The sequence below is a fragment of the Aeoliella sp. genome, assembly GCF_965227375.1.
Lineage (GTDB): Bacteria > Planctomycetota > Planctomycetia > Pirellulales > Lacipirellulaceae > Aeoliella.
In genome coordinates, this window is sequence record NZ_CBDDFX010000002.1 from 2,293,015 (window position 1) to 2,316,670 (window position 23,656).

At 55.1% G+C, this 23,656-nt stretch carries 19 protein-coding genes; 16 read left to right on the plus strand and 3 right to left on the minus strand.

Annotation, left to right across the window (positions count from 1 at the left end; all coding sequences use genetic code 11):
- The first annotated feature begins 1 nt into the window (after nucleotide 1).
- The 8 genes from ACQK2L_RS21990 (at nucleotide 2) to ACQK2L_RS22025 (ending at nucleotide 6,632) form a co-directional block, all read left to right on the plus strand.
- Complete coding sequence (locus tag ACQK2L_RS21990; protein WP_425399198.1) at nucleotides 2-787, plus strand: cytochrome c3 family protein; 786 nt, start codon at nucleotides 2-4, stop codon at nucleotides 785-787.
- A gap of 14 nt (nucleotides 788-801) precedes the next feature.
- Nucleotides 802-1,209, plus strand: a complete 408-nt coding sequence (locus ACQK2L_RS21995; protein WP_425399199.1) for a DUF1622 domain-containing protein — start codon at nucleotides 802-804, stop codon at nucleotides 1,207-1,209.
- Between the two features lie 108 nt (nucleotides 1,210-1,317).
- The gene (locus tag ACQK2L_RS22000; protein ID WP_425399200.1) at nucleotides 1,318-1,521 is read left to right on the plus strand and encodes a hypothetical protein; all 204 of its coding nucleotides are present in this window, start codon (nucleotides 1,318-1,320) and stop codon (nucleotides 1,519-1,521) included.
- Entirely contained in the window at nucleotides 1,514-1,792 is a 279-nt protein-coding gene (locus tag ACQK2L_RS22005; protein ID WP_425399201.1) for a DUF5676 family membrane protein, read from the plus strand. Before ACQK2L_RS22000 ends, ACQK2L_RS22005 begins: the two co-directional genes overlap by 8 nt.
- Nucleotides 1,793-1,968: 176 nt before the next feature.
- Nucleotides 1,969-3,306, plus strand: a complete 1,338-nt coding sequence (locus ACQK2L_RS22010) for an APC family permease (RefSeq protein WP_425399202.1) — start codon at nucleotides 1,969-1,971, stop codon at nucleotides 3,304-3,306.
- 52 nt (nucleotides 3,307-3,358) lie between these two features.
- A complete protein-coding gene (locus ACQK2L_RS22015; RefSeq protein WP_425399203.1) occupies nucleotides 3,359-4,726 on the plus strand; it encodes a site-2 protease family protein in 1,368 nt (455 codons plus the stop codon).
- A 26-nt stretch (nucleotides 4,727-4,752) separates the two neighbouring features.
- Nucleotides 4,753-5,151, plus strand: a complete 399-nt coding sequence (locus ACQK2L_RS22020; protein WP_425399204.1) for a methyltransferase domain-containing protein — start codon at nucleotides 4,753-4,755, stop codon at nucleotides 5,149-5,151.
- Nucleotides 5,152-6,083: 932 nt separating this feature from the next.
- Nucleotides 6,084-6,632, plus strand: coding sequence for a hypothetical protein (locus ACQK2L_RS22025; RefSeq protein WP_425399205.1), 549 nt, complete (start codon nucleotides 6,084-6,086; stop codon nucleotides 6,630-6,632).
- Between the two features lie 309 nt (nucleotides 6,633-6,941).
- On the opposite strand, the gene ACQK2L_RS22030 is transcribed toward ACQK2L_RS22025, so the two are convergent.
- From ACQK2L_RS22030 to ACQK2L_RS22040, 3 genes are all read right to left on the minus strand, one after another.
- On the minus strand, nucleotides 6,942-10,934 hold the full coding sequence (locus tag ACQK2L_RS22030; protein WP_425399206.1) for an efflux RND transporter permease subunit: 3,993 nt from the start codon (nucleotides 10,932-10,934) through the stop codon (nucleotides 6,942-6,944).
- A gap of 72 nt (nucleotides 10,935-11,006) precedes the next feature.
- Complete coding sequence (locus tag ACQK2L_RS22035) at nucleotides 11,007-13,310, minus strand: efflux RND transporter periplasmic adaptor subunit (protein ID WP_425401117.1); 2,304 nt, start codon at nucleotides 13,308-13,310, stop codon at nucleotides 11,007-11,009.
- 133 nt (nucleotides 13,311-13,443) lie between these two features.
- Nucleotides 13,444-14,316 carry an anti-sigma factor family protein gene (locus ACQK2L_RS22040; protein WP_425399207.1) on the minus strand — a complete coding sequence of 291 codons (873 nt, stop codon included), beginning with the start codon at nucleotides 14,314-14,316 and terminating at the stop codon, nucleotides 13,444-13,446.
- A 271-nt stretch (nucleotides 14,317-14,587) separates the two neighbouring features.
- On the opposite strand from ACQK2L_RS22040, the gene ACQK2L_RS22045 reads away from it, so the two are divergent.
- The 8 genes from ACQK2L_RS22045 to ACQK2L_RS22080 all read left to right on the plus strand — a co-directional run bounded on the left by ACQK2L_RS22045 (nucleotide 14,588) and on the right by ACQK2L_RS22080 (nucleotide 23,578).
- Nucleotides 14,588-15,004, plus strand: coding sequence for a hypothetical protein (locus tag ACQK2L_RS22045; RefSeq protein WP_425399208.1), 417 nt, complete (start codon nucleotides 14,588-14,590; stop codon nucleotides 15,002-15,004).
- 127 nt (nucleotides 15,005-15,131) lie between these two features.
- Nucleotides 15,132-16,445 (plus strand): hypothetical protein, encoded by a 1,314-nt coding sequence (locus ACQK2L_RS22050; RefSeq protein ID WP_425399209.1) that lies wholly within the window; start codon nucleotides 15,132-15,134, stop codon nucleotides 16,443-16,445.
- A 1,047-nt stretch (nucleotides 16,446-17,492) separates the two neighbouring features.
- A complete protein-coding gene (locus ACQK2L_RS22055; protein ID WP_425399210.1) occupies nucleotides 17,493-18,194 on the plus strand; it encodes a cation transporter in 702 nt (233 codons plus the stop codon).
- Entirely contained in the window at nucleotides 18,191-18,739 is a 549-nt protein-coding gene (locus tag ACQK2L_RS22060) for a hypothetical protein (RefSeq protein WP_425399211.1), read from the plus strand. The genes ACQK2L_RS22055 and ACQK2L_RS22060 overlap by 4 nt, the downstream gene beginning before the upstream one ends.
- A 65-nt stretch (nucleotides 18,740-18,804) precedes the next feature.
- Nucleotides 18,805-19,974: an ABC transporter permease gene (locus ACQK2L_RS22065; RefSeq protein ID WP_425399212.1), complete on the plus strand. Its 1,170-nt coding sequence runs from the start codon at nucleotides 18,805-18,807 to the stop codon at nucleotides 19,972-19,974.
- 57 nt (nucleotides 19,975-20,031) lie between these two features.
- On the plus strand, nucleotides 20,032-21,657 hold the full coding sequence (locus ACQK2L_RS22070; protein WP_425399213.1) for an efflux RND transporter periplasmic adaptor subunit: 1,626 nt from the start codon (nucleotides 20,032-20,034) through the stop codon (nucleotides 21,655-21,657).
- Nucleotides 21,658-21,708: 51 nt separating this feature from the next.
- Nucleotides 21,709-22,419: an ABC transporter ATP-binding protein gene (locus tag ACQK2L_RS22075; protein ID WP_425399214.1), complete on the plus strand. Its 711-nt coding sequence runs from the start codon at nucleotides 21,709-21,711 to the stop codon at nucleotides 22,417-22,419.
- A 16-nt stretch (nucleotides 22,420-22,435) separates the two neighbouring features.
- Entirely contained in the window at nucleotides 22,436-23,578 is a 1,143-nt protein-coding gene (locus ACQK2L_RS22080; protein ID WP_425399215.1) for an ABC transporter permease, read from the plus strand.
- Nucleotides 23,579-23,656 lie beyond the last annotated feature (78 nt).

Here is a 23,656-nt window from a genome sequence, read left to right on the forward strand (position 1 = left end):
AATGACACGATGGACGATCATCATTCTTGTTCTTATCGCCGGAGTTGCGGTGGCCTATGGAGCAGGATGGATTCCGAGTGAGGCGAGGGAAGTCGTTTCTCATTCGATGCACCAAGCAGTCAATCCGGGTCCGCTGTCAGCCGCTCACGCGAATCTTGCGAACAACTGCAACGCTTGCCACACGCCAGTGAAGGGAGTGGACACGGCGAAGTGCGTTCTTTGCCATGCCAACAACGAATCAATCCTGCAAAGACAACCAACCGCATTTCACGCCAGTGTCAACACCTGTAAGCAGTGCCATCTGGAGCATCGCGGCGTCGATGCAAAATTGTCGTTGATGGACCATTCGCTGCTGACGGGCATCGCTATGAAGCAAATGCAGGATGCCGAGCCGGGAACGGAGGAACTCGCAGCCTATCTGCGGCTGAGTGAAAAACTCGATTCGGGCGTTTCGCCGCACTCTCGCATCAGCCTGAATGAGTCAGTCTTGGACTGTGCCTCGTGCCATTCCAATGACGACCGGCATCAGAGCTTGTTCGGTTCCGATTGTGCTCAATGTCACGCGACTGACCGTTGGACGATCCCTGAATACAAACACCCTACGCCGCAATCGACCGATTGTAGCCAATGCCATCAGGCCCCGCCGAGCCACTACATGATGCACTTCAAGATGATCTCGGCTCGCGTTGCCGGAAAGCCACACGCCAGAGTCGATCAATGCGGCCAGTGCCATCAGACAACTTCCTGGAACGACATCAAGCGTGTCGGTTGGTACAAGCATCACTGAGGAGACCGTGAACCATGCCTGAGGCTACCAGCATCGTCGAACACAACGTCATCTTGATTGTTGGCTGGGTGAAGCTGGGGATTGAAGTGTTTGGCGCTACGCTGGTCACAATCGGCGTGGGTGTGGCAATCGTTCACTGGGTTCGCACCGTGAGAAGTGGGAAAGAACAAGACTTCGCTCAGACACGACTGATTCTCGCTCGCTACCTCTCGCTGGCTCTGGAATTTCAACTGGGTGCAGACATTCTCGGGACAGCCGTTTCACCGAGTTGGGATCACATTGGAAAGCTGGCCGCAGTCGCCATCATTCGGACTGGCTTGAACTACTTCCTGATGATGGAAATGAAAGCTCAGGCTCCATTAGACAACCATGCAGCGAAGTTGGAGTCGCGGGAAACAAGTTTGAGTGGGGCCGATCCGTAACGCGGTAGGTTTCGTGTGGTCAAACGTGGTTGTGCATTTTTTTTGCGCTGCGCGGTGAAGAAGGGAGGAGGTTGAACATCTAAACGGAGAAATGAAGGAGATATTCCTATGAAACACTTTTTGCACATGCTGATCGGTTGCGGTCTACCGATGCTGCTAATTTTCGTCTTGCCGTTGTTCGGTGTCAGCGAAGGAATCACGATGACCGTGTTCATCGTCCTGATGCTCGGGTGTCATCTGCTGATGATGCGAGGGCACATGGCCGATCATTCGGCTGACCATACAAGCCACCAAGAGGACCGCCATGAATAAGTTGAGTATGCCCCGATTCGGTTTCGCTGTTGGAATGGCCTTCACGATCGCGTACATCGGTTGCGTTTTCGTGATGCTGACCGTGCCACAAGATGTCGCAATTCGCTTTTTCAACAGTCTGATGCACGGCGTTGATGTGACAACAATCATGCGTTGGGACATGCCTTGGTGGGAAACGGTGCTTGGTGTCATCGAGATTTTCGTACTCGGCTGGCTATTCGGAGCCTTGATTGCCGGGTGCTACAACTGCTGCGGCAAGTCACGGGCCTGACGAAGATCATACGTCGCGCGGGCGGAAACCAACCAGTTCGATCGCCAAACAACCAGCCCGAGATCGTGGCCGTCTTTTTGCTGTTGGCGACGACGTCGTGATACCCTGGCGCGGTATTTGCAAAGTTAAAACAATCTCGAATCGAACACAGCCGACAAATACGGGATCACGGGTTTATGAACGACTCAAAGTCATCAGGAAAGTATGAAGAAAACAGTCTCACGCTAACCGGCTCGGTAGCGATGGGAACTGGCGTGATGATCGGTGCTGGCATTTTCGCGTTGACGGGCCAAGTCGCGGAACAGGCGGGAGGACTATTTCCGCTGGCATTTCTAGCTGCTGCGATCGTTGCCGGATTCAGCGCCTACAGCTACGTGAAGATGGCAGAGCAGTATCCCTCGGCTGGCGGCATCGCGATGTTTCTGATGAAAGCGTACGGTAAAGGAACCGTCACGGCTGGCATGGCCTTGCTGATGTATTTCTCGATGGTCATCAACGAGAGTCTCGTGGCCCGGACGTTCGGAATGTACACGCTGCAACTCTTCGACGCGAAAGAGGATCAGTTCCTTGTCCCTGTGCTAGGTGTTGGACTGCTTGTTGCCGCATTCATCGTGAATATTTTAGGCAACAAGTTCATCGGTACATTTTCTACGGTGACCGCCGTTATCAAGATTGCAGGTATTGTCGTATTCGCGGCTGCCGGATTGTGGGTCTCAGGTCTTACTCTTGAAAGCGTTGGAGTCACCGAACGATCATCGGCGGGTAGTTTTCTGTCGGCGACAGCTTTGGCACTGCTCGCCTACAAGGGCTTCACGACGATAACCAATAGCGGTTCGGAGATCATTGACCCCACGAAGAATATTGGCCGTTCGATCATCATTTCACTCGCAATCTGCTTGCTTGTTTACCTTTTAGTCGGGTTCGCTGTTGCCGGGAACCTTTCGGTCTCAGAGATCATCCAAAGCCGAGATTATGCACTGGCCGAAGCCGCTCGGCCCGCGTTCGGACAGTGGGGAACTTACTTCACGGTCGGTCTTGCAATTGTGGCGACAATCTCGGGGCTGATCGCCAGTACCTTTGCCGTGTCGCGGATGCTGGCGATGCTGAGCGAAATGAAACTCGTTCCGCACAAGCACTTCGGGATGCCCGGCGATATTCAGAAACACACGCTGGTCTACACGGTGGTGTTTGCAATCACGCTGACGATCTTGTTTGACCTGTCGCGAATCGCGTCGCTGGGAGCCATCTTCTACATCGTGATGGACATGGCTGTGCATTGGGGTGTCTTAAAGCACGTTCGAGAAAAGGTCAACGCGAACCGTTGGGTGCCGATCACAGCACTGCTGCTGGATGCCACAATTTTGGGTGCGTTTTTGTGGATGAAAGCCAATAGCGACATGCTGGTGATTTGGGTCGCTCTGGGCGGAATGGCTTTCATATTCGTAGGCGAGCGACTGTTCCTGACGTGGAGTGATGAGGAAGAACACGCGGAACATTCCGATGCGACAGTGTAATCGAGATAGAACAAAATGAATCGAAGCAATGAGAATAAGGGAGGACAAACCAATGGCTAGGCAAGACAGCAATGGAGGGACGCGGCCCGCATCAGGTTGGTTGAATCTGCTTTTCATTCTCTGCCTGCTGATTCCCGTACTTTTTCTGCTGACGATGCCGGGCGGAACGATGATGGGTGGCATCGTCTGGTTCTGGCTGATCATGCTGCTGTGTTTCTGGATGATGGGTAGTATGGTCGCAGCAACGGACGAGGAAGGAGGCTGCCATCGACCTCGTCAGCAATTGCGGATGCTGACTCCTGAAGAACAGCCCAGCATCATTCGTCGCGTGATGGACGTGCGATTGGCCACCGAGAATCAAGGCATCAGCGTCTTTCGCGGGCCGCTGCTAGAACCGGCGGAACAAGCTCTCGATGATTTGCAGCGCGAGTTTGAAGGCCAAAGTGTGCCGTTGATTCAGGAAGATGACGAGCTGGGCAATTCGATTCTCCTGATGCCACGAGTGGTCGAGCAAGAGGTTTTGAAGAAGCCAACTCGTCCGTGGATTCACTGGTTTCTCTTTGGACTCACGTTTCTGACGACAACTTGGGCCGGTGCGGTGCATCAAGGCGTCAACCTGTTGCAACAGCCGGGATCGTTTACCGTGGGTTTGCCGTATTCAATTGGACTGCTGTTGATTCTCGGTGTGCATGAACTTGGCCACTACTTCATGGCCAAACGGCACGAGATCAATGTCACGCCGCCGTTCTTCATACCGGTTCCGTTTGCCTTGGGAACTTTTGGGGCCTTCATTCAGATGAAGTCGCCGACGGAAGATCGCAGATCCCTCTTTGATGTGGCTGTCGCCGGTCCACTTGCCGGTTTGGTCATCGCCATACCGGCTTTGCTCATCGGCTTACAAACTTCACAGGTGCTTTCGCCCGGAACTGAGGGAGCGGAAGTCGGTCATTCCATGATGCACGGAACTTCAGTCGGTTCCTCAATGCTGTTCGCGTTGTTGTCGAAAGCAGTCCTCGGCGAGCAACTCCAGCACGGATACATGCTGCAACTCAGTCCATTGGCGTTTGCCGGTTGGCTCGGTTTGCTAGTCACCGCCCTCAACCTGCTTCCGATCGGGCAACTCGACGGTGGGCACATGGCTCGCGCGATGTTCGGTCGTCGCATCGGAGAAACCATCAGTAGCGTCGCCATGTGGTCGCTGTTCCTCCTGGCGATCTTCGTCTGGCCGGGCTTGATGCTGTGGGCGATCATCGTCTTTTTCATCGCCGGTCGCGGCACACCTCCGCTCAACGACATCACGCCGATTAGCACGGGCCGTCGCTGGCTCGGCTACGCCACGTTCCTGATTCTGGCCATGATCTTAATTCCGTTGCCACATGCATTCTGGCAAGCGGCAGAGATTTACTGTCCTTATCTCTAGCTTCACAACGAAAGGAACATATACTTTTGAACGCTTCTACGAAAACAATTCCGTTGCTCGACATCGGTGGCGAAGGTCGATACGTAACGGCCTTGAACCTAAATCCAAATGCTGTGAAGACTCTCGGCCCCGAGAAGGGCCAGCCAATTCCGAAACGGCTCAATGGTCGCATCGAACACATTCCGCTGCCGGACAATTCGGTGCAGATGGTCGTCGTCGAGCGAACACCGCTGACGAACGAAGCGATTGACGAAATCAACCGCGTCATTGCTGATGGAGGGACATTGGTGTTTCGGCATGTCGTTGCTGATGAGGCGAATCCTCACCAGCGGGTCCGCGAGCGAATCGAAGGGACTGTCGATATGGAAGACATCGAATTGGACGGACAGCAAGTTCAACAGCTCGTGATCCGCCGCTCCGAATAGTGCGGTTCTAAATCGGCTTGCTTCCGGTTTGCTGATATCGGATTCGCCTACATTGCCTACGGAAAAAAGCAGGTCGCTATAGAGTGATATCTACGAAGTCCCTAACTCACGGGAGGCGAACGGCACATGAGGGGCACCTAGAGGATCGCCCAACGCCGTTCCATGGCGTTGAGCGATGTTGCTCTGAATCCATGCTGAGGATGGCGTTCTGCCAAACTAAGGGCAACAGCTACGTTTCACCGTGCAGCAATATGCTCGCTTAACGCAGCAAGACGGGCTCGCCACAGCCGCCGCCTCGTCTTGCATGATGATCGGTGCTTCTGGCGTAGTGGGAGGGCTTGTACCTGGGGCTGGGAGTGCAAATACTGTTGCAGTAATAAGGCCGAAGGCCAAGGCACCAGTAGCAAGTATTTTGGACATCGTTCTACTCCTCTTGCAAAGAACCTCTCGAAAACGTCACAAGAGTCAGGCACAACTGCTGATGCTCCCGCGTTCTCTGTCATTTTGATGCACGTGGCGTACATTTCTTCACTTGAGACTGGCGATTTTGTTTGGCTTGGGCCGGACACTTCGACCACGCAGTCTTTGGGCGTTGCACAGCCAGTTCGGCTGGGGCTCAAGGAGTTCCGGCGCACTTGGACCCGACAGTGTGTGCTCAAGTTGCTGGTAGAAGTAGGCCGTCTGACTGCCATGAGGGATGCGCCCTGCTGAGAGCCGATTCCGATCGGCATATTCGCCGCCGAAGCAACATTGCATTTTTTCGTCTCCTCAACTGAAGAAATCGGTCCGACCTGACATCCAAAGGGGCATGCAGGGGAGACCCGTCAACCGTGGTGGGATCGCGACCCAGCTCTTTGTCCACAGCTCGGGCAGTTAGAACCTTTTCCCAAAGGCTGGTAACTCCGAGCAAATTCCAGAGGAGAACGTGTGCCATGTATTACGAACACAAGCGACTGCTGAGCCTGGCGGTGATTATTCTCACCGCAGTTGTTGCGGCGGGGCCAACTGTCGCCCAGGCTCAAAAGAAGAGCCCTGGAGGCCTTACGGGCGGAGATCGTTTGCGTCCCGGTAGCTCTTACAGCAATCAACGCGCGTCGCGAAGCATTCGTCACGCTCGGGACTACTCGCGGGACATTTATCACTACTCCCGAGTCCCGGGAACAATCCAGCCGAGTGTAGCAAAGGCTGACGCAGAAGATTTGGGACGCACCATCACGACGGCCCAACAGCAACTAGACACGGTCCGTCAAGAAATAGGCAATGACCCTGCTGCGGCGACTCCGCTCAAAACGATCGATCAGCACCTTGCCACTGCTGAAAAGCAGCACAAGATGCTTTACGAGGAATGCTGCAAGGAATCGGTCGATGGCTTGGCTTGCATGAAGCACTGCAATCAGATTCTCCTGGAATTGGATAAAGCTCAAGCCGAGCACGATGCCTTGATACGATCGCTGGAGATTAAGGCGCAGCCAACGCAATGAGCTAGCACGGGAGGCACACATAAGTTTTCAACCCCCGTCATTGCAGCGGCACTGGCTCGAATATAGCGAGCCAGTGCCGATTGTTCCGCGTCAGAGCTATGGTCATGCAACTTTGCATGCCGAACCTCGACGTGGTTGCTCTGTCGGGGGACCACATATTTGAAGTACGAGCCGGTCGCCCAACCGGCACTGCCTGCTTTCGTTGGCTAAGATGCCCTCAGAAGACACAATCACAAACTGTACGGCGAGCTTGGATAGCCAGCACCCTCTGATAAGCAGAAGATGAGATCGCTCTTCCAGTCGCCTACATCATGCGTTCTCGGCAAACCTTGGATCGGCGATGCCGAACTTGAGCTTCCACTCCATCACCGAGCAGTAGAGTACCGGGACAACCAGCATCGTGATAATTGCAATCACCATGCCGCCGAAACTGGGGATGGCCATGGGGACCATAATATCGCTGCCTCGGCCAGTAGACGTCAGCACCGGGATCAACGCGAGAATCGTCGTCGCGGTGGTCATCAGGCACGGTCGAACGCGACGCAATCCAGCGGTAACGGTGGCTTCGCGGGCGTGCTGAGCACTGGTGATGCGGTCTCTGCGGAAACTGTCTTCCAAGTAGGATGCGATCACAACACCGTCATCGGTGGCGATTCCGAATAACGCGAGGAAGCCGACCCAGACCGCGACACTGAGGTTGATCGTGTGAACCTGAAACAGCTCTCGCATGTTGGTGTCGAACAGACTGAAGTTCAGAAACCAGTCGGTGCCGTACAGCCACAGCATGATAAAGCCGCCTGACCACGCGATCATGATGCCGCTGAATACCAGCGACGTGGTGATGACCGATTTGAACTGGAAGTAGAGAATCAGAAAGATGATGCCGAGTGCTAGAGGCAAGACGACCATCAAGGTCTTTTGCGATCGCAGTTGGTTCTCGTAGTTTCCAGCAAAGGAGTAGCTGACGCCAGCAGGCAGCGCGAGTTCACCGCTGTCGATCTTCTCTTGCAAGAATGCCTGAGCGTCTTCCACAACATCGACTTCCGCGTTGCCTGCCTTCATATCGAACAACACGTATCCCAGTAGGAATGTGTCTTCGCTCTTGATGACCTGCGGGCCTCGGACGTAACGAATGTTGGCCAACTGGGCGAGGGGAATTTGCTGCCCCATCGGCGTTGGTACGAGGATGCGTTCCAGCGATTCTGCATCGTCTCGAAGTTCTCGTGCGTAGCGGACACGCACGGGGTAGCGTTCACGGCCCTCGACTGTTGTGGTGATGCGGCGTCCGCCGATTGCGACTTCGATCACGTCCTGAACACTGCGGATATGCAGGCCGTAGCGTTTGATCGCGTCGCGGTCGATGTCGATTTCCAGATACGGTTTTCCGACGATGCGGTCAGCGATCACGGCTGACGCCTGAACTGTAGGGACTTGTTTCAGCAGTCCTTCAATCTGTAAAGCAACGCGTTCGATGGTTTCAAGGTCGGGGCCTTTGATCTTCATGCCCATCGGGGCACGCATACCACTTTGCAGCATCACAATACGTGCGGCAATCGGTTGTAACTTGGGAGCCGACGTGGTGCCGGGAATGTCGGCTGCTTCAGTGATCTTCTGCCAGATATCGTCTGGCGAATTGATTTCGTCACGCCACTGCCGAAACGGACGACCATCGGGGTCTTCGATGAGTTCGCCTTGCTGATCGCGAGCATATTCCTCGGCGTCCTCGTCGTAGCGGAATTTGAGGCGATTGCCGTTCTGATCCGTCTTGTATTCCGACTTATAGGTAATGAAGGTCTCGATCATCGAAATTGGAGCTGGGTCGAGCGGACTGTCGGCTCGACCAATTTTTCCCACGACGGAATCGACTTCGGGAATGGAAATGAGAAACTTGTTTTGCAATTGCAGCACATCCATTGCTTCGCCAATCGAAGCGTGGGGCATCGTCGTCGGCATGTAGAGAAAGGAACCTTCGTCCAAAGGCGGCATGAACTCTTTGCCGATGCCGGGAAGCGTTTCGCTGGCGGCTGTCCACGGTTTCGATTCGCGGATCGTCGATTGCTCAATTCCGACATTCGATACGAGTTTCGGGATGAATGAAGACACGCGGTCAAAACCAAGCCACGCACTACCGCCAAACAAAAGAATTGCGGTTGGAATCGATAGGAACATGACCTTGTGGGCGAGACACCACCGCAAGACTGGCTCGTACAAATAGCGTTGGAAGATCGTAAAGAACCCAAGCAAACCGCCGATGAGCAGTCCAACAAACATAAAATTTCGCGTGAGTCCTTTTTGCGGCCCCAGCGGTAGCCAGTGTTCGGTAAGCACCACGCCAACAACCAATACCGCAATGGCGCTGGCAAGGTAGGGGGCGTAGTGGTTGTATTTGACTGGGATGCGTGGTTCGAGCTGCTTGTAGACGCCAAGCCCGATGACGATTGCTCCTACCCACCACGAGATAAAGAACGTCGCCAACGCTCCGGCAGCGATAAGGGCGAGCATTGAGTAGCGGCGAAGCAAACCCACCTGCATCCGTCCGCCCATGAGGATGTGAGCTGCCGGGGGAATGATCGTGAGTGCGACGATAACCGACGCCGCAAGTGCAAACGTCTTAGTGAACGCGAGTGGCCGAAACAGTTTTCCTTCGGCTGCAATCATCGTAAACACGGGGAGGAAGCTGACTACCGTTGTTGAGACAGCGGTCAAGACAGCACTGGCCACTTCGTGCGATGCGCGAAAGATTACGTGGCCGCGATCTTCGTTCGGGTCCGCCTCGTCCAAGTGTTTGAGAATGTTCTCACACAGGATGATTCCCATATCGACCATCGTTCCAATAGCAATAGCAATACCAGATAAGGCGACGATATTTGCGTCGACGCCAAACGTCTTCATAGCGATGAAAACCATCAGGACGGCCAGAGGCAGCAACGCACTGATGAGAATGGAGCTGCGCAGGTGCAGCACCATCACCAGAATCACGATGATCGTAACAAGGATTTCTTCGGAGAGTGCGGTATTGAGCGTGCCCAATGTTTCATAAATCACACCGGTGCGGTCGTAAAAGGGAACCACACGGACCTGGCTTGTCGTGATCCAGTTCGGCCACTGGTCGCGTGGCGTGCCGCGTAAGTGTTGAACCCACGGGTCGTACTGCGGATCAGGTCCGGTGAGGGAAGGAAGATCGTTCGCCTTGGCGTACGCATCGACTTGGGCAGCGGTTGTCTGCGTGTAGTCCACGAGGACCTTACTCGGAAGCCCCGGCGAGACCTCAACGATCTTCTCCTTGACGTTCTTGATGGCTTCGAGTGGATTGAATCCGTAACGCACGACGGTTACTCCACCGACCGCTTCGGCTCCTGCCTTGTCCAAGGCTCCACGACGCAATGCCGGGCCAAGGGTCACCGTCGCCACATCCTTAATCGTGATAGGCACATTGTCAGCCACCTTGACGACGGTCTTTTCAATATCTTCAACATGTTCGATGAAGCCGAGTCCGCGAATGACATACTCAGCCTTGTTGAGTTCAATGGTCCTCGCACCAACATCCACGTTTGACATACGGACGGCTTGGAAAACATCCGCCAGCGACACCTTCGCGGCTCGCATCGCATCGGGATCGACGTCAATCTGGTATTCCTGAACGAAGCCGCCAATGGACGCGACTTCACTGACGCCTTCCGCAGACGCGATCGCATAGCGAACGTACCAATCCTGAATCGTCCGCAGCTCATGCAAATCCCACCCGCCGGTTGGATTACCGTCCGGGTCTTGGCCTTCTAGCGTGTACCAGAGAATCTGTCCTAGCGCCGTGGCATCTGGCCCAAGCGTAGGCTGCACACCTTCGGGCAGCGTCCCCGCCGGTAGGCTATTGAGCTTTTCCAGCACGCGTGAACGCGACCAGTAGAATTCGGCGTTCTCGTTAAAGATCACGTAGATCGTCGAGAAACCAAACATCGAGTAACTGCGGATGGTTTTGACTTCCGGGATGCCCAAGAGGGCAACCGTCATCGGATAGCCGATTTGATCTTCAACATCCTGCGGACTACGGCCCATCCATTCGGTAAAGACGATCTGCTGGTTTTCGCCAATGTCAGGAATCGCATCGACGGGAACTGGATCGCGCGGCAGACTACCGACCTGCCAGTCAAACGGGGCGACCATGATGCCCCAGCCAATGATGGCCAAGACGAGTAAGAAGACAACGAGCTTGTTGTGCAGGCAAAACCAAATGATTCCACCGAGCAGGGTTCGCCGACCGCTTTTGATATCAGGGGCTATCTCATCATTGGTAGAATCAGACATCAATGCGGTGTATTCTCTTTGTTGGTTTCCATAAAAGTTTTTGCCTCAGAGATTTGCACGCTTCTTACCTCCTTACCCGTGATTGCTCCCGGCGTGCTCATCGCGTGGCGGCTCTTTTTCACTCAGCGGCTCGACCTTGTCCGCACATTTGAGCATGGAAGCTCCGTAGTACGGGTTGCGAACTGCGTCGTCAGCTTGAATCCAACTGGCTCCGCGACCCTCAAACGCCATCGGACAATGCAACTCGAAGAGTTGATCACTATCGGGCAGTCCGAACATGCGTTGAAGCGTTAACAGTTGGTCCGACAAGAGAGCGAAGGCCGAACGGAGCGACTTGAGATCATTGGCTTTGGACAATCGCGCAGTAATTGTCGAAAGACTGTTGAGTTCTGACTTCCAACGCTCTGCGGCTTTACCTGATAACGACTGAGCGCTGATTTTGCTGACGGTCTGATGGAGACCTGCTACGGCGTTCGTTGCGGCGTTGGCATCATCTGCCGACAGCGCCTGCGAGATCGCAAGGTAAGGGTTAACGAGCCCGCTGAGTTGAGTGCGAAACTCAGCAGGGACATCGAGGCTTTCTTCAGTCATCTGGTGTCCGGCGTGAGATAGCCCAAACATTTGCTGCAACCGCTCAGCGTGTCGCTTCGTCACTAAGAAGACTCGGTCTGCATCTTGTAGTGTCCGTACGGCTTGACCTTCGATCGCATCGTTTCTTAACAGCATGGCAAACTCTTCCAGTTGCGCTCGCATGTCGCCGGACAACTGGTCAATCTTCAAGCCAGCGATGCCTTTTCCAAGTTGATTGAAGCCAGCGCGAATCGCGTCAAGTTCTGCGGACTCGATGGCTTCGCCGATTGTCTCGACCGACTCAATCGTTTGATGGAGTTGCTTTTTCAATTCCTGTGGCAGCGACATTCCCGTATGCTCGGCCATCTGCATCGGCTCTCCGTCCGCCGCAGGATTCGATTCGCCGCCGTGATCATGGCCTCCACCTCCGCCGCCACCTTCGGGAGTCATCATGGAGGGCTTGGCAGAAATTTGCAGAGCACTATCCAATTTGAAATTGCCGTTGGTGACAACCAGTTCGGCTTCTTCCAGCCCGCTTTTAACGAGGTAGTAGTCCCCGGCACGCGGACCAAGCACAACTTCACGACCTTCATACGTCGGTTCTTCGGCGTCCGGAACCTGCACGTAGACAATAGCACGCGTGCCGGTGAGTAGTGCAGCGGAAACGGGAATTACTAGCGGCTTGGCCGTGTCACTCGGTTCTGCTGTCACGTAGCCAAGCGTCTCGGCTCGCACGAGTGGCATACCACAGACATCGCAATTGCCCGGTTCGTCTTTGACGATCTCGGGGTGCATCGGGCTAATCCACTTCCCGGCGAGCGAGGAATCAAGAACTCGTCCGCCGGCAGCAATTTTGGATTCTACGACCGCGCGCACAAACATTTCCGGCTTGAGTCGTCCATCTTCGTTCGAGACGTTGACTCGCACCTTCACCGTTCGAGTCGCTTCATTGAGAACTGGGTCTATGAATGCGATGCGACCATGAAACACTTCACCAGGGTAGGCTTCCGTGGTGAACTCCACATCCTGTCCGTAGCGAAGCCACGGCAAGTCGGATTCATAAGCATCCATCTGCACCCAGAGGTGGTCTAGGTCGGCCACAGTGTAGATGCGATCTCCGGTGCGAACACGATCACCCTCCTCGCGGTGTTTCTTGACGACGATGCCGCCGGCGGGTGAGTAAATTGTCAGGTGCGTACTCGGCTTTCCACGCCGTTCGATCTCATTGATTTGCTTATCGGTGATGCCCAGCAGCCGTAGTTTCTCGCGAGCTGACTCAGCAAGATTCAACGGTTCCACGAAGCGTGACGAAGGCCGCTCGGCCTTGGATTGCAGGGCGGAGACCAGCTCTTCCTGGGCGGTATAGAGTTCTTCGCTGTAGATGTAGGCCATGTGGTCGCCTTCCTTGACTTCCACACCTTCAAAATCGACGAATAGTCTATCCAAGCGACCGGCAACCCAAGCCGTAATATGAGCCAGTCGGGTCTGGTCGTATTCAATTTTGCCTACCATGCGAACGTCGGCAGTGACATACCGATGTGCAACTGGAACTGTCTGAACTTTCATCAGTTTCTTGACGTTCGAACTAATTGAAATGGTGCGAACACCAGCGACCGACTTTTTTACCGGAACCAAGTCCATTCCGCAGATTGGACAGCTACCCGGTCCGTCACGGCGGATTTGCGGGTGCATAGAGCAAGTCCAGATTTTTGCTTCATATTCGCTGGCTGACGCATCAGCATGGCCTGAATGGTCTTCCTCGGCAGACGTGCCGTGAGTCATCAACCCATCGCCGCTCATCGACATGCCCACCAGCAAACCAATTCCCAGCAGCGCTATTGCCTGGGCAATCCACAGTTTGCTTCGATGTTGTTGGTAAAACTGACTAAGTCGATTCATTGCGGTTGATCTATCCATTTCCTCGTTTGTGAGCCCCTTCTTACAGTGCTGATCCAACTTTCGCGTCCAGCCAACTCACCAGTGTGTTGACTTCTTCCACATCCCGAACACCAACGGCAGTCAGTGATCGCGAACCCCGTCTCCAAGTGGCCGCAATGCTCGAATCAAGGTCGACCAAACAGCATTCCTTATCTCCACACATTGCCATGTTTGACGGACGATCGCCAAACCATTCTGTCTTCTCGTCGTCATGTTCAAACAAGACGAGTGTTGAACCATCTTGTCGTTTACACACCGCTTTGACGCATGTGCAGCAGGGCATTTTCAGAACGCTTGTAGAAGCCAGCGAGTAGCCATCCGGTAGTCCCTTGGAAACGGCAGGACGATAGCCAACCAAATGGACTGCCTCGTCCGCATTGACGCGTTGACCATCGTACTTATTCAAGAGGAACTGCTCAGCCGCATCGGGATCGGCAGGAAGCTGCCGCAAATAATGATCCATCGTCGCCACGAATTCGGCACTATGTGCTTGATCACCGAAGTGAGAGTGGTCTGTACCTCGACTCATCCAGTATCCAAAGCCCAACATCAGCAGCACCGATGCGGCCAATGCCAGTTGCCGCGACGATGACCACCAGTACCGGCTTTGGTTTTGGGATGATACTGGCTGTGGTTTGGCCGAGTCATGCGATTCTCCAGCCGCCAATTCGACCGCGAGACCATTCCAGACCGCTGGCGGAACCTTCGGCTGAGGCATTCGGTTCACAGCCCGCGTTACCTCCTGGAAGCCCGCAAATTCGACAGCGCATGACTCACATGCGGCCAGATGCCGAGTCATCGCGGCGTGCGACTCATCGGACAACTCGCCGTCGTAGAACGCCGAAAGCTGGTCTTGAATATCGGTGCATTTCATGGCGAAATATCCGTCGAGGAGACGTAGGAGCAAGATATACGCATTATGCCGTGCTCTCGCCGCTGGGAGAAGCGATCTTCGCGAGTACTATTTGGATGCTCGGCATGAGTATTCCTTCACGCTTTAGACAGCAAGAAACTGGAAGAAACGTGGCCGAGCAGGCTCGGCTCGCAGATTTTCAGATTTCCTGTGAAGAATCCCCGAGCATCGGCATCGAACCCTACATCGGGTCCCCAATGACCTAGTTCACCGTTTTCCTGGGAGCGAACCCATGCCGCTAAAGCTCTTGCTCACCGTCGTACTAGGATTCGGGCTGATGGTAGCCGTCTCGGGGTGCGGTTCTACCGAATTGGACACGCCAAACGCTTCAACATCGGACGCCGAGGCAGATTCGCACGCTCACGAAGATGCGGAGCATGGCCATGCCGGGCATGACCACGGGGACAGCGACGACACGGGTAAGACCGATATGGAGAAAATGAAAGATTCGCTAGCTAGCTTCTCCGAAGAAGATCGCGAATCAGCGATGAAGCAACACATCTGCCCGGTCAGCGGCGAAATGCTTGGCACGATGGGCGAGCCGCAGAAAATCGAAGTCAAAGGCCAGTCGGTTTGGATCTGCTGTGACGGCTGCAAAGACCAGCTCCTGGCCGATCTGGACAAGTATCTCGCCAAGCTCAACAACTGACCGCCATAGGAGCGGTGTCAGCGTGCTATTTTAGTCGGCTTCGACGACACCGCATGTGAATTTACAGGGAGGCCTGCTTGCTAGACTCCCTATGGAGTGTTTCCTGTTTTGAACGAAAGAGGCAAAGATGAGAACCTTATCCCTCACAACGCTGGTTGTAGTTGTGTCGATTGCCGCACAGTCCACTCGTGCCCACGAAGAACAACAAACAGAAGAGCAGGTGCGGCGCGAACAGCTACGAATTTCAGTTCAAGCGATTTGTCCAATCTCGGGTGAAGAACTCGGCTCAATGGGCGATCCAATCAAAGTGGCCGCAGGTGCAACCAAGGAAGAGATCTACCTATGTTGCGAAGCATGTACGACGGGAAAGATTAATCCGAAACTTTGGGCAAAAATACACCGCAACATCGCTGCCGCGCAAAGTAATTGCCCCGTGACGAAGAAAGCCCTTCCTAGAAAGCCAAAATCGACAGTAGTCGAAGGTCAAGTCATCTACGTCGGCCGCTCTGCGAGCATCAAAGAGGTTGAAGCTAATCCCGAAAAGGCCCTCTCGCAAGTTGATGATTACTACATTGCGTACCTTAAGCAGAACCAAGAAAAAGAGAAACAAGATCGCCCAGCTTCTCAGCATAGCCAACACGATCATGCCACGACGACAAACGACGACCACGGTGATAGCGTAAAGGGGCCACATGGCGGTACCGTTCAAACGGTCGGATCACATACGATCGAAACGGTTATTGTTCCGAAAGGCATCATGTTCATGTTGCTGGACGAGGAAGGAAAGGTGCTCGCAACTCCGAAGGCGTCTGGGGCACTAACCTTGCGAGTTGATGATAACAGCAAGGAGTACCCGTACGAATTGAAGCCACTTAAGAATAGCGCGATAGGTGTCGGCGTTGACCTATCGAAGATCATCGGTCGCACCATACATATGGACGTGACTCTCGATGGCATTGCGGCACAACCGGTTTCATTTCACGCGATGGGCACAGTGACAGACGATACGTTGGCCGATGCAGTGCTGATCAGCTTGCAGCGAACTTGTCCGGTTAGCGGCAAGAAACTCGGTTCGATGGGCTCACCGCCGAAGATTATGGTCGACGGAAAGCCGCTGTTCGTCTGCTGTGCAGGGTGCAGCGAAAAAGTGAAGAATTCCCCGCAACAGTACCTTGCAAAATACTACGAACAAAAAGGAGAGCAGGTGCGTCCCGGTGTCTTCAAAGCCACGTTGGCCGATGCCCAGGCGATCGCCGCACAAAAGGTGTGCCCGGTAATGGACGAACCGCTCGGCGGGATGGGTGCTCCGCTAAAGGTCGATGTCAAAGGTCAGGCGGTCTACATTTGCTGTGCGGGATGTGCGAAGAAATTGCACGCCGAGCCCGACGTGTATCTCGCAAAGCTCAAGAAGTTAGGGGTGAAACCTCCATCAATTGAGTAAACTCGCTATGTGCCGCTCGGGCACGAGAGACGTTGGTATTAGTCCTGTTGGGATTGCCTTTCATAGTGCCCTCGCGTTCGCTAAGCGATCAGGACTAACCTGCTGGCACAGATCGAGCGAACCGTGGGATGCGAAGTTTGAAGCCTGCTAAGCAGCAGATCGCAGTTCTGCGTGCGGCACTAAGTCACTTGTCCGTCTGGACTTAGGATGTCTGGCTACGGCGGATGTGCGGAAGTCCTGGAAGCCTGTGAAGTGGATTTGTCCCTCAGATGCAAAGCGTCTAAACTTAGGGACTGTGCCGAACCGATTGGTTAGGTAGGTACGCATGCCTTTCAGGCCATCCCAAAAGTGAGACCAGCGTGTTTCGTCGTTACGACAACTTGAAGCGTGGAGTTGCCCTACTCGGGGTAGTGCTCGCGTTGTTGTCTGGCGTGGAGCATACGCATTTGCTTTGCCAATTAGGCGGATGTGCGGAAGTCGTTGCGGACCAGTCGTGTAAGCATCGTGATGCGGATGAGTCTGCGGCAACGACCTGCTCACACTCTTGCAAGTCATCCGTTCCACGGATAGCTGCAAAATCTACGACTGCGAAGCTAGCCGATAGTGGCTGCGGGCTGGTTCACGAAGACGGCTCATGTCCTTGTCCTCCTGACTGCTGGTGCAACCGAGCACCGCAGCCGTTGGAGCTGCCTCGGGGGCCGTCGGAATCGAGCGTAGCTCAGTTAATCGTTCTGCTATCGAGTGGTTGCTTCACATCTGTCGCTATCAGCGTTGATGCAGAGCCGTACAACGGTACTAACGAATCAAGTCTGCTCGCGCAGACTTCGCCAGAGCGTTGCGCTTCGCTTTGTCGCTTTCTAATCTGATTTCTTTGCCGCAAGCCTTCTGCTTGCCGCCTGCGTTTCCGCTGCTCAAAGCCGTCCCTTAGAGGCCGTGTCGATTGAGCTATTCGCGGATACCTAGTTTCCTGATTTGCTGGCAGTCCTCGCTTCGTTTAGTTGCGCGCACTGTACCTCTACAGTCAGTTCAATTTACAAATAGGAGAAGATGATGCACAGGAAGTATTTTTCAACCTACGACTTTGCTACGGTGTTGGCGATCGGCGTCTTAGCAATCAATTCAACTGCTGCGGTCGCAGCTCCACGTTTGGCTGCGACTCAAGTACAAATTGTCGATGAGGCAATGTGCTGTGCTGGTTGTGCCCGCAAGGTATCGGGACAGCTTTACGCCACGCGTGGCGTCAAGGAAGTGGGCGTGGATATGAAGTCACGCACGCTGACAGTTTCGCTGCCAGAATCGACTCCCGCGATGCTCGGCCAACTCTGGCACGCCGTCGAAAAGGGTGAGGGAACCCCGACAAAGTTAGTCACCGCAGAGGCGACTTACACCCTGCTCAGTCCCAAAGTCGATCCGACAAATCCGCAGCCACGCGTCGCGTCGCCGCTAACCATTGTGATCGACAATCTCCACTGCCAAGGCTGTGCGAAGAAAATCGCGGCTCAAATCTACACGCTCAAGGGTGTTACCAAGGTTAGCGTGGATATGAAAAAGGGAATGCTGTTTGTGGAGACGCACCGTGATGTGCAGATCTCGCCGTGGGCCCTAGTTGACGCAGTGTCGAAGGCCAAAGAACGGCCCCTGGCCATCCTCGGCAGTCATGGCGAACTCAGAGTTGAGTATGCGTCCAAAGCAGCCGCGAAAAACCATCACCAAGCTCAACAAACTAACTTAGGAGGTCTTCAAAGATGAAAGTCATCTATTCCACACTACTGATTTGCTCACTGACCATTGTCACCGCGACTGGCTGTGGTACCGCCGCGAATTCCGCAACGAATACGACATCCAACACGACAACGACTGCGGCAGACATTGATGCGAGTCAGTACCAACTCGCCGAAGAACCCGCTGACGCGATAGGCGTGATCGCCGCTCGTGAATCTGCCGTAGACGGTGCGCCCTTAGTGCTTGTAGGTCGTGTCGGAGGCTCCGCCAAACCCTGGATTGATGGCCGGGCTGCTTTCACGCTGCTTGACGCTTCGATGTCGGTCGTAGCTGAAGGAGAAGATTCTGGCGAAGAGGGCGAACTATGCATGGGAGATTGCTGCGCCTTGGAACGTAAAGGATGCACCACGCTCGTGAAAGTCGTCGATTCGCAGGGCAAGCTCGTGCCGATGGACTCACGAGAACTGCTGGGCTTGAAAGAGTCTGACATGGTCGTGGTCCAGGGGACCGCCCAGAAGGACCAGACCGGGAATTTTGTGATGCTCGCCACGGGCGTCTTCATCCGTAAGTAGGCGCGAGGCGAGCAATCGCCCGCTAATCCCGAAGCCGGGTATCACGAACACTGGAGACAGCAACCATGTTAGGTCAAAAACTACTGCCGTGGGACTACGGCGTACGGAACTTGTTCCGCCGTCCGTCCCGAAGCGCACTCACGCTTGGCGGCCTGACGATCGTAGTGCTTTTGGTGTTGGTCGTGGTAGGATTTATCCGGGGACTAGAAAAGTCACTGGCCGCCACGGGTAATCCCAACGTGGTTTTGGTCTACGCCCTTTCGTCGGGGGCTGATATTGAGAATTCGTCCATACCCGGACGAACGCCCGCGTTGCTTTCGGCAAGTGTGGATGGCGTGCGGCGTCAGCATGGTGTTGAGTACGTTTCACCGGAACTGTATCTCGGGACGCGGATCACGACGGCAGGCATGACCGAGCCGGGCATGGGGCTCGTGCGTGGCGTCACCACGACCGCGCCACTTGTTCGTGGCCAAGTGCAAATCATCGAAGGTGCCTGGCCTCAGCGTGGCGAGGTGATGGTGGGCCGGCTCGCCCACTCCAAACTCAGTGCAAGCAAGGAAGACCTGGCGGTAGGCCAGCAGGTGACGTTCGATGGCCAGTCCTGGACCATCAGCGGCCTGTTCAACGCCGCCGGTTCAGCATTTGAGTCAGAGATTTGGGCGCCACTGGAAGAATTGCAGACGGTCCTCAAGCGGCAGGATCTGAGCATGGTCGCAGTGAGTATGGATTCGCCCGACGGTGCTGCCGATGTCGAGTTATTCTGTCGCGAACGGATTGACCTAGAACTGAAAGCCGTTGCCGAAAGTTCTTACTACGCAGCAATGCAGAAGCACTATAAACCGGTTCGCATGCTGGGCTGGGTCGTGGTGGCTTTGGTAGCCGGTTCCGGAATCTTCGCGGGGCTCAACACAATGTACGGCGCGGTGGTGGGCCGGATACGCGAACTGGCGACGCTCCAGGCTCTTGGCTTTCGCCGTCGAGCAATCCTGCTGACGCTGGTGCAGGAGGCAACGCTGCTAGCGTGTGCCGGCGCTATCATGGCCTGTCTCACCGGGCTGTTGCTTGTCGACGGCACGGCGGTCCGTTTCACGATGGGGGCATTTATGCTGTCGGTCGACAGTGTCGGTATCGCTGTAGCCTGCGGAGTTGCAGCGCTGCTCGGCGTGGTCGGCGCGTTGCCTCCAGCGATCAAGGCAATGCGGCTCCCGGTCGTCGAAGCTATTAAATCCATTTAGCCGGTGATCCGAATGCGATCCCGGTTCGTTGCATAAGCGAAAGACCTCGGAGTATACATGTCAGATTCATCTTCACCGCTTGATCTCAGCCAACTCGCTGTTGACCGTAGTGGGTCGGCTAGGAAGACAGTCATTCAAGTCAGACGGTCGTGGTTCACGAAGTACGTGCTGCCGCTCGGCATTCTAGTTGGGTTTTTGAGTCTCTTCGGCTGGGCAGCCAGAGATAGTTTCCTGCCGGCTCAGTCGATCACGATCACCCCGGTCGTAGTGAGTCGGGCCGAAGTGAAGCAGGAGGGGACTCCGCTATTCCAAGCAGCAGGTTGGATCGAGCCTAGGCCTACTCCCGTGATGGCGTCCGCGCTTGCAGCAGGGGTAATTGAGGAGTTGCTCGTTATCGAGGGCCAACACGTGAAGCAAGGCGAGCCGGTTGCTAAGCTGATTGACGCCGACGCACAACTAGCTCTCGCCGAGGCGCGCGCCGCTCACGCCTTACAGGTGGCCGAGGTGAATCGTGCCGAAGCCACGCTTGTTGCGGCAAGGACGAACTTTGATCAGCCGACCGAGCTACAAGCGACTCTGGCAGAGGCAGGGGCCAAGCTACACGAAACCGAAGTGGCAATTAGCAATCTGCCCTACGCGATCGAAACCGCCCGATCACGGCTCCAGCTAGCCACGGAGAATGAACGTCGTAAAAAACTAGCCGGGCAGGCCATCTCTGGTCGAGTGCTACGCGAAGCGCGTGCCGAGCTAGCGGCTGCGAAGAACACTGTAGCCGAGCTTGTTGCCCGCAAGCCGAAGCTCGAAGCACAAGCCAAATCGCTCCGTGAAAAGCGAGATGCTCTAGGCGTACAACTTCGCCTGCTAACCAACGAAACGCGGGCCGTCGCTGAAGCGGAGGCCAATCTCGCTGCGGCCCAGGCTAAGCTCGATCAGACCCGGCTTCGGGTAGAAACGATGGAGCTTCAACTGGAGCGAATGATTGTTCGATCCCCCATTGAAGGGTGTGTGCTGAGCCTAGACGCGCGTCCGGGACAATGGCTTTCTGGAGTGGGCTCCAGTTCCTCACAAGGTTCAAGTGCCGTCGCTGGACTCTACGATCCTGAGAACCTCCAGGTGCGGGTCGATGTTCGCCTGGAGGATGTACCCCAGGTGCAAATTGGTCAGCCGGCGCAGATTGAGACAGCAGCCCTTGCCGCGCCCATTGAGGGCGAAGTGATTTCCGTCACTACCTTTGCGGACATTCAGAAGAACACGTTGCAAGTGAAGGTGGCCATCAACGCTCCCCCGGCAGTCATCAAGCCCGAGATGCTTGGCAAGGTGACTTTTCTGGCACCCCCGTCCCCCGTTGTACAAGACGAACCGGGCGAGTCGCCGCTCAAACTCTTTGTGCCGCAAGCATTGGTTTCGATGGGCGAGGGGAATTCAGCCGTGTGGGTCGTCGACCTCACCGCAGGGATTGCCAACCAGAAAGCGGTAGAGGTGGGGCGGGGCGCTACCGAGAGCGGACTGGTAGAGATCACCAGTGGCCTCCAACCGACCGATAAGCTGATCGTCGCGGGCCGCGAGTCGCTCGTGGAAGGGACGCGCGTTCGCGTTTCAGGCGAAGACCGCACTCTGGGGGGGAGCGGCAGGAATAGCAGCACCAACAGTCCCGTAGCCCGCACCGCCCAAGCCAATCCATAGCACAAGACCACTCTCCCCTCTCACGCATTCACTCAGAAAGCAGGCCCCACTATGTCCCTTGTAGAAGTCATCAATGTCACTAAAGAGTATGCCAACGGCGAGGAGATGATCCGTCCATTGGACGGGGTCAGCCTCAACGTGAACGAGGGCGACTATGTTTCTCTGATGGGAGCGAGTGGCTCGGGCAAGAGTACGCTCCTTAACCTCATCGCGGGGATCGACCAGGCGACCTCCGGCGAGATTGTCGTCGCCGAGACCGACATCACAAAACTCTCGCGAGGCAAGCTGGCCGATTGGCGAGCAGCCCACATTGGCTATGTCTTTCAAACGCACAACCTGATTCCCGTCCTGACCGCTTACGAGAACGTCGAAATGCCGCTGCTGCTATTACCCATGTCGGCTTCCGAACGGCGCAAGCGGGTTGAGATTGCGATGGAAGCCGTGGACCTCACTTCAAGAGCGACTCACTACCCACGACAAATGTCGGGTGGTCAAGAGCAACGGGTCGGTATCGCTAGGGCTATTGTCTCCAATCCTACGGTTGTTGTTGCCGACGAACCGACCGGTAGCCTTGATGATGAGACGACCGAACAAATTCTCTTGCTACTGAGCCGCATTAACGAGGAACTCGGCATGACCTTGCTGATGGTCACTCACGATGCGGAAGCAGGAAAGCGTGCCAAACGCCAGATCCGTCTCGAACGAGGCCGCTTGATGGAAAACGGCAAACAAGTGCAGACGACTCAACTACGGACCGCCTAGGAAGGAACTACTCCCCATGCACAAGTTTATTCCCTACGTCTTCAAGAGCCTTTGGCGGCACCGCGCTCGTACGCTACTGACCGTGAGTGGCACTGCGGTGGCGTTGCTGGTGTTCTGCTTCATTGGAGCCGTGCAGCAAGGGCTACTGGCCCTGACCTCCGGTGATGACGCAGGAAGAACGCTGATTGTCTTCCAGGAAAACCGCTTCTGCCCGCAAAGCAGCAGGTTGCCACAGGACTATGCGGGTGACATCAAGAAAATGTCCGGCGTGGTGGATGTTGTGCCTATCAAAGTTTTCACGAACAACTGCCGAGCGAGCCTTGACTCAATCGTGTTTCAAGGGATGGAACCGGAAAATATCAAAGCGTGGCGAGACTTTAACTTGCAATCGGGAGACTGGTCATCGTTCTCGGGCCAGGACGACGCCGCTTTGGTGGGCGCTGACGTCGCTGCGCGGCGTAACCTGAGTGTGGGAGATAAGTTCACGATTGGCGATGTGACCGTTGTCGTACGAGGGATCTTTCAGTCAGCCACAGCTGCCGAGAACAATCTGATCTTTACTCAGCTTGATTTTTTGCAGCGTGCTCGTGGGGCGAGCGATGTGGGGACTGTCACACAGCTAGAAGTTCACCTCAACGATTCGGCCGATCCCGAGGCATTGGCAAAGCAGATCGATCAAACCTTCCATGCCGGTCCGGTCGGTACGACGACTCGGACCAAAGGGATGTTCCAGGCCGACACGCTGGCTGACCTAGCAGAATTGATCGGATTTGTGCATTGGCTCGGTTACGCTTGTGTTGGGCTCGTGTTGTCGCTGGTTGCGACGACGACTGTGATGGCCGTACAGGACCGAATCAAGGAGCATGCCGTGCTTCAAACCTTGGGTCTTCGCCCGTTGCGGGTATTTGGTTTGGTGCTGACCGAGAGCCTCTTGCTCAGCACATTGGGTGGCATTCTTGGCGTGGTGGGGAGCGTGTTGCTTCTATCTTTGAGCGGGATGTCGGTGGCGGCCGAGGGAGTTACCATTGCCTTTGAACCTTCGCTAACACTAGCAATTCAGGGAGTCGTGGTAGCCGTTGTTGTCGGCATCCTGGCCGGGATCGCGCCCGGGTGGCAAGCATCGCGTACCGAGATTGTCTCGGCTTTGCGTCACGCCTAGTGGTTAGAATTCGAATTAAATTGGCGGAATACCGTTGATAAAACCGATAGAATGCACAGAGTAGATAAAATCATTTCA

Excerpts from the sequence above, each read along its gene's own strand:
- ACQK2L_RS21990 (WP_425399198.1), top strand. The coding sequence starts at position 2 with ATGACACGATGGACGATCATCATTCTTGTTCTTATCGCCGGAGTTGCG.
- ACQK2L_RS21995 (WP_425399199.1), top strand. The coding sequence starts at position 802 with ATGCCTGAGGCTACCAGCATCGTCGAACACAACGTCATCTTGATTGTT.
- ACQK2L_RS22000 (WP_425399200.1), top strand. The coding sequence starts at position 1,318 with ATGAAACACTTTTTGCACATGCTGATCGGTTGCGGTCTACCGATGCTG.
- ACQK2L_RS22005 (WP_425399201.1), top strand. The coding sequence starts at position 1,514 with ATGAATAAGTTGAGTATGCCCCGATTCGGTTTCGCTGTTGGAATGGCC.
- ACQK2L_RS22010 (WP_425399202.1), top strand. The coding sequence starts at position 1,969 with ATGAACGACTCAAAGTCATCAGGAAAGTATGAAGAAAACAGTCTCACG.
- ACQK2L_RS22015 (WP_425399203.1), top strand. The coding sequence starts at position 3,359 with ATGGCTAGGCAAGACAGCAATGGAGGGACGCGGCCCGCATCAGGTTGG.
- ACQK2L_RS22025 (WP_425399205.1), top strand. The coding sequence starts at position 6,084 with ATGTATTACGAACACAAGCGACTGCTGAGCCTGGCGGTGATTATTCTC.
- ACQK2L_RS22030 (WP_425399206.1), bottom strand. The coding sequence starts at position 10,934 with ATGTCTGATTCTACCAATGATGAGATAGCCCCTGATATCAAAAGCGGT.
- ACQK2L_RS22035 (WP_425401117.1), bottom strand. The coding sequence starts at position 13,310 with ATGTCGATGAGCGGCGATGGGTTGATGACTCACGGCACGTCTGCCGAG.
- ACQK2L_RS22040 (WP_425399207.1), bottom strand. The coding sequence starts at position 14,316 with ATGAAATGCACCGATATTCAAGACCAGCTTTCGGCGTTCTACGACGGC.
- ACQK2L_RS22045 (WP_425399208.1), top strand. The coding sequence starts at position 14,588 with ATGCCGCTAAAGCTCTTGCTCACCGTCGTACTAGGATTCGGGCTGATG.
- ACQK2L_RS22050 (WP_425399209.1), top strand. The coding sequence starts at position 15,132 with ATGAGAACCTTATCCCTCACAACGCTGGTTGTAGTTGTGTCGATTGCC.
- ACQK2L_RS22055 (WP_425399210.1), top strand. The coding sequence starts at position 17,493 with ATGATGCACAGGAAGTATTTTTCAACCTACGACTTTGCTACGGTGTTG.
- ACQK2L_RS22060 (WP_425399211.1), top strand. The coding sequence starts at position 18,191 with ATGAAAGTCATCTATTCCACACTACTGATTTGCTCACTGACCATTGTC.
- ACQK2L_RS22065 (WP_425399212.1), top strand. The coding sequence starts at position 18,805 with ATGTTAGGTCAAAAACTACTGCCGTGGGACTACGGCGTACGGAACTTG.
- ACQK2L_RS22070 (WP_425399213.1), top strand. The coding sequence starts at position 20,032 with ATGTCAGATTCATCTTCACCGCTTGATCTCAGCCAACTCGCTGTTGAC.
- ACQK2L_RS22075 (WP_425399214.1), top strand. The coding sequence starts at position 21,709 with ATGTCCCTTGTAGAAGTCATCAATGTCACTAAAGAGTATGCCAACGGC.
- ACQK2L_RS22080 (WP_425399215.1), top strand. The coding sequence starts at position 22,436 with ATGCACAAGTTTATTCCCTACGTCTTCAAGAGCCTTTGGCGGCACCGC.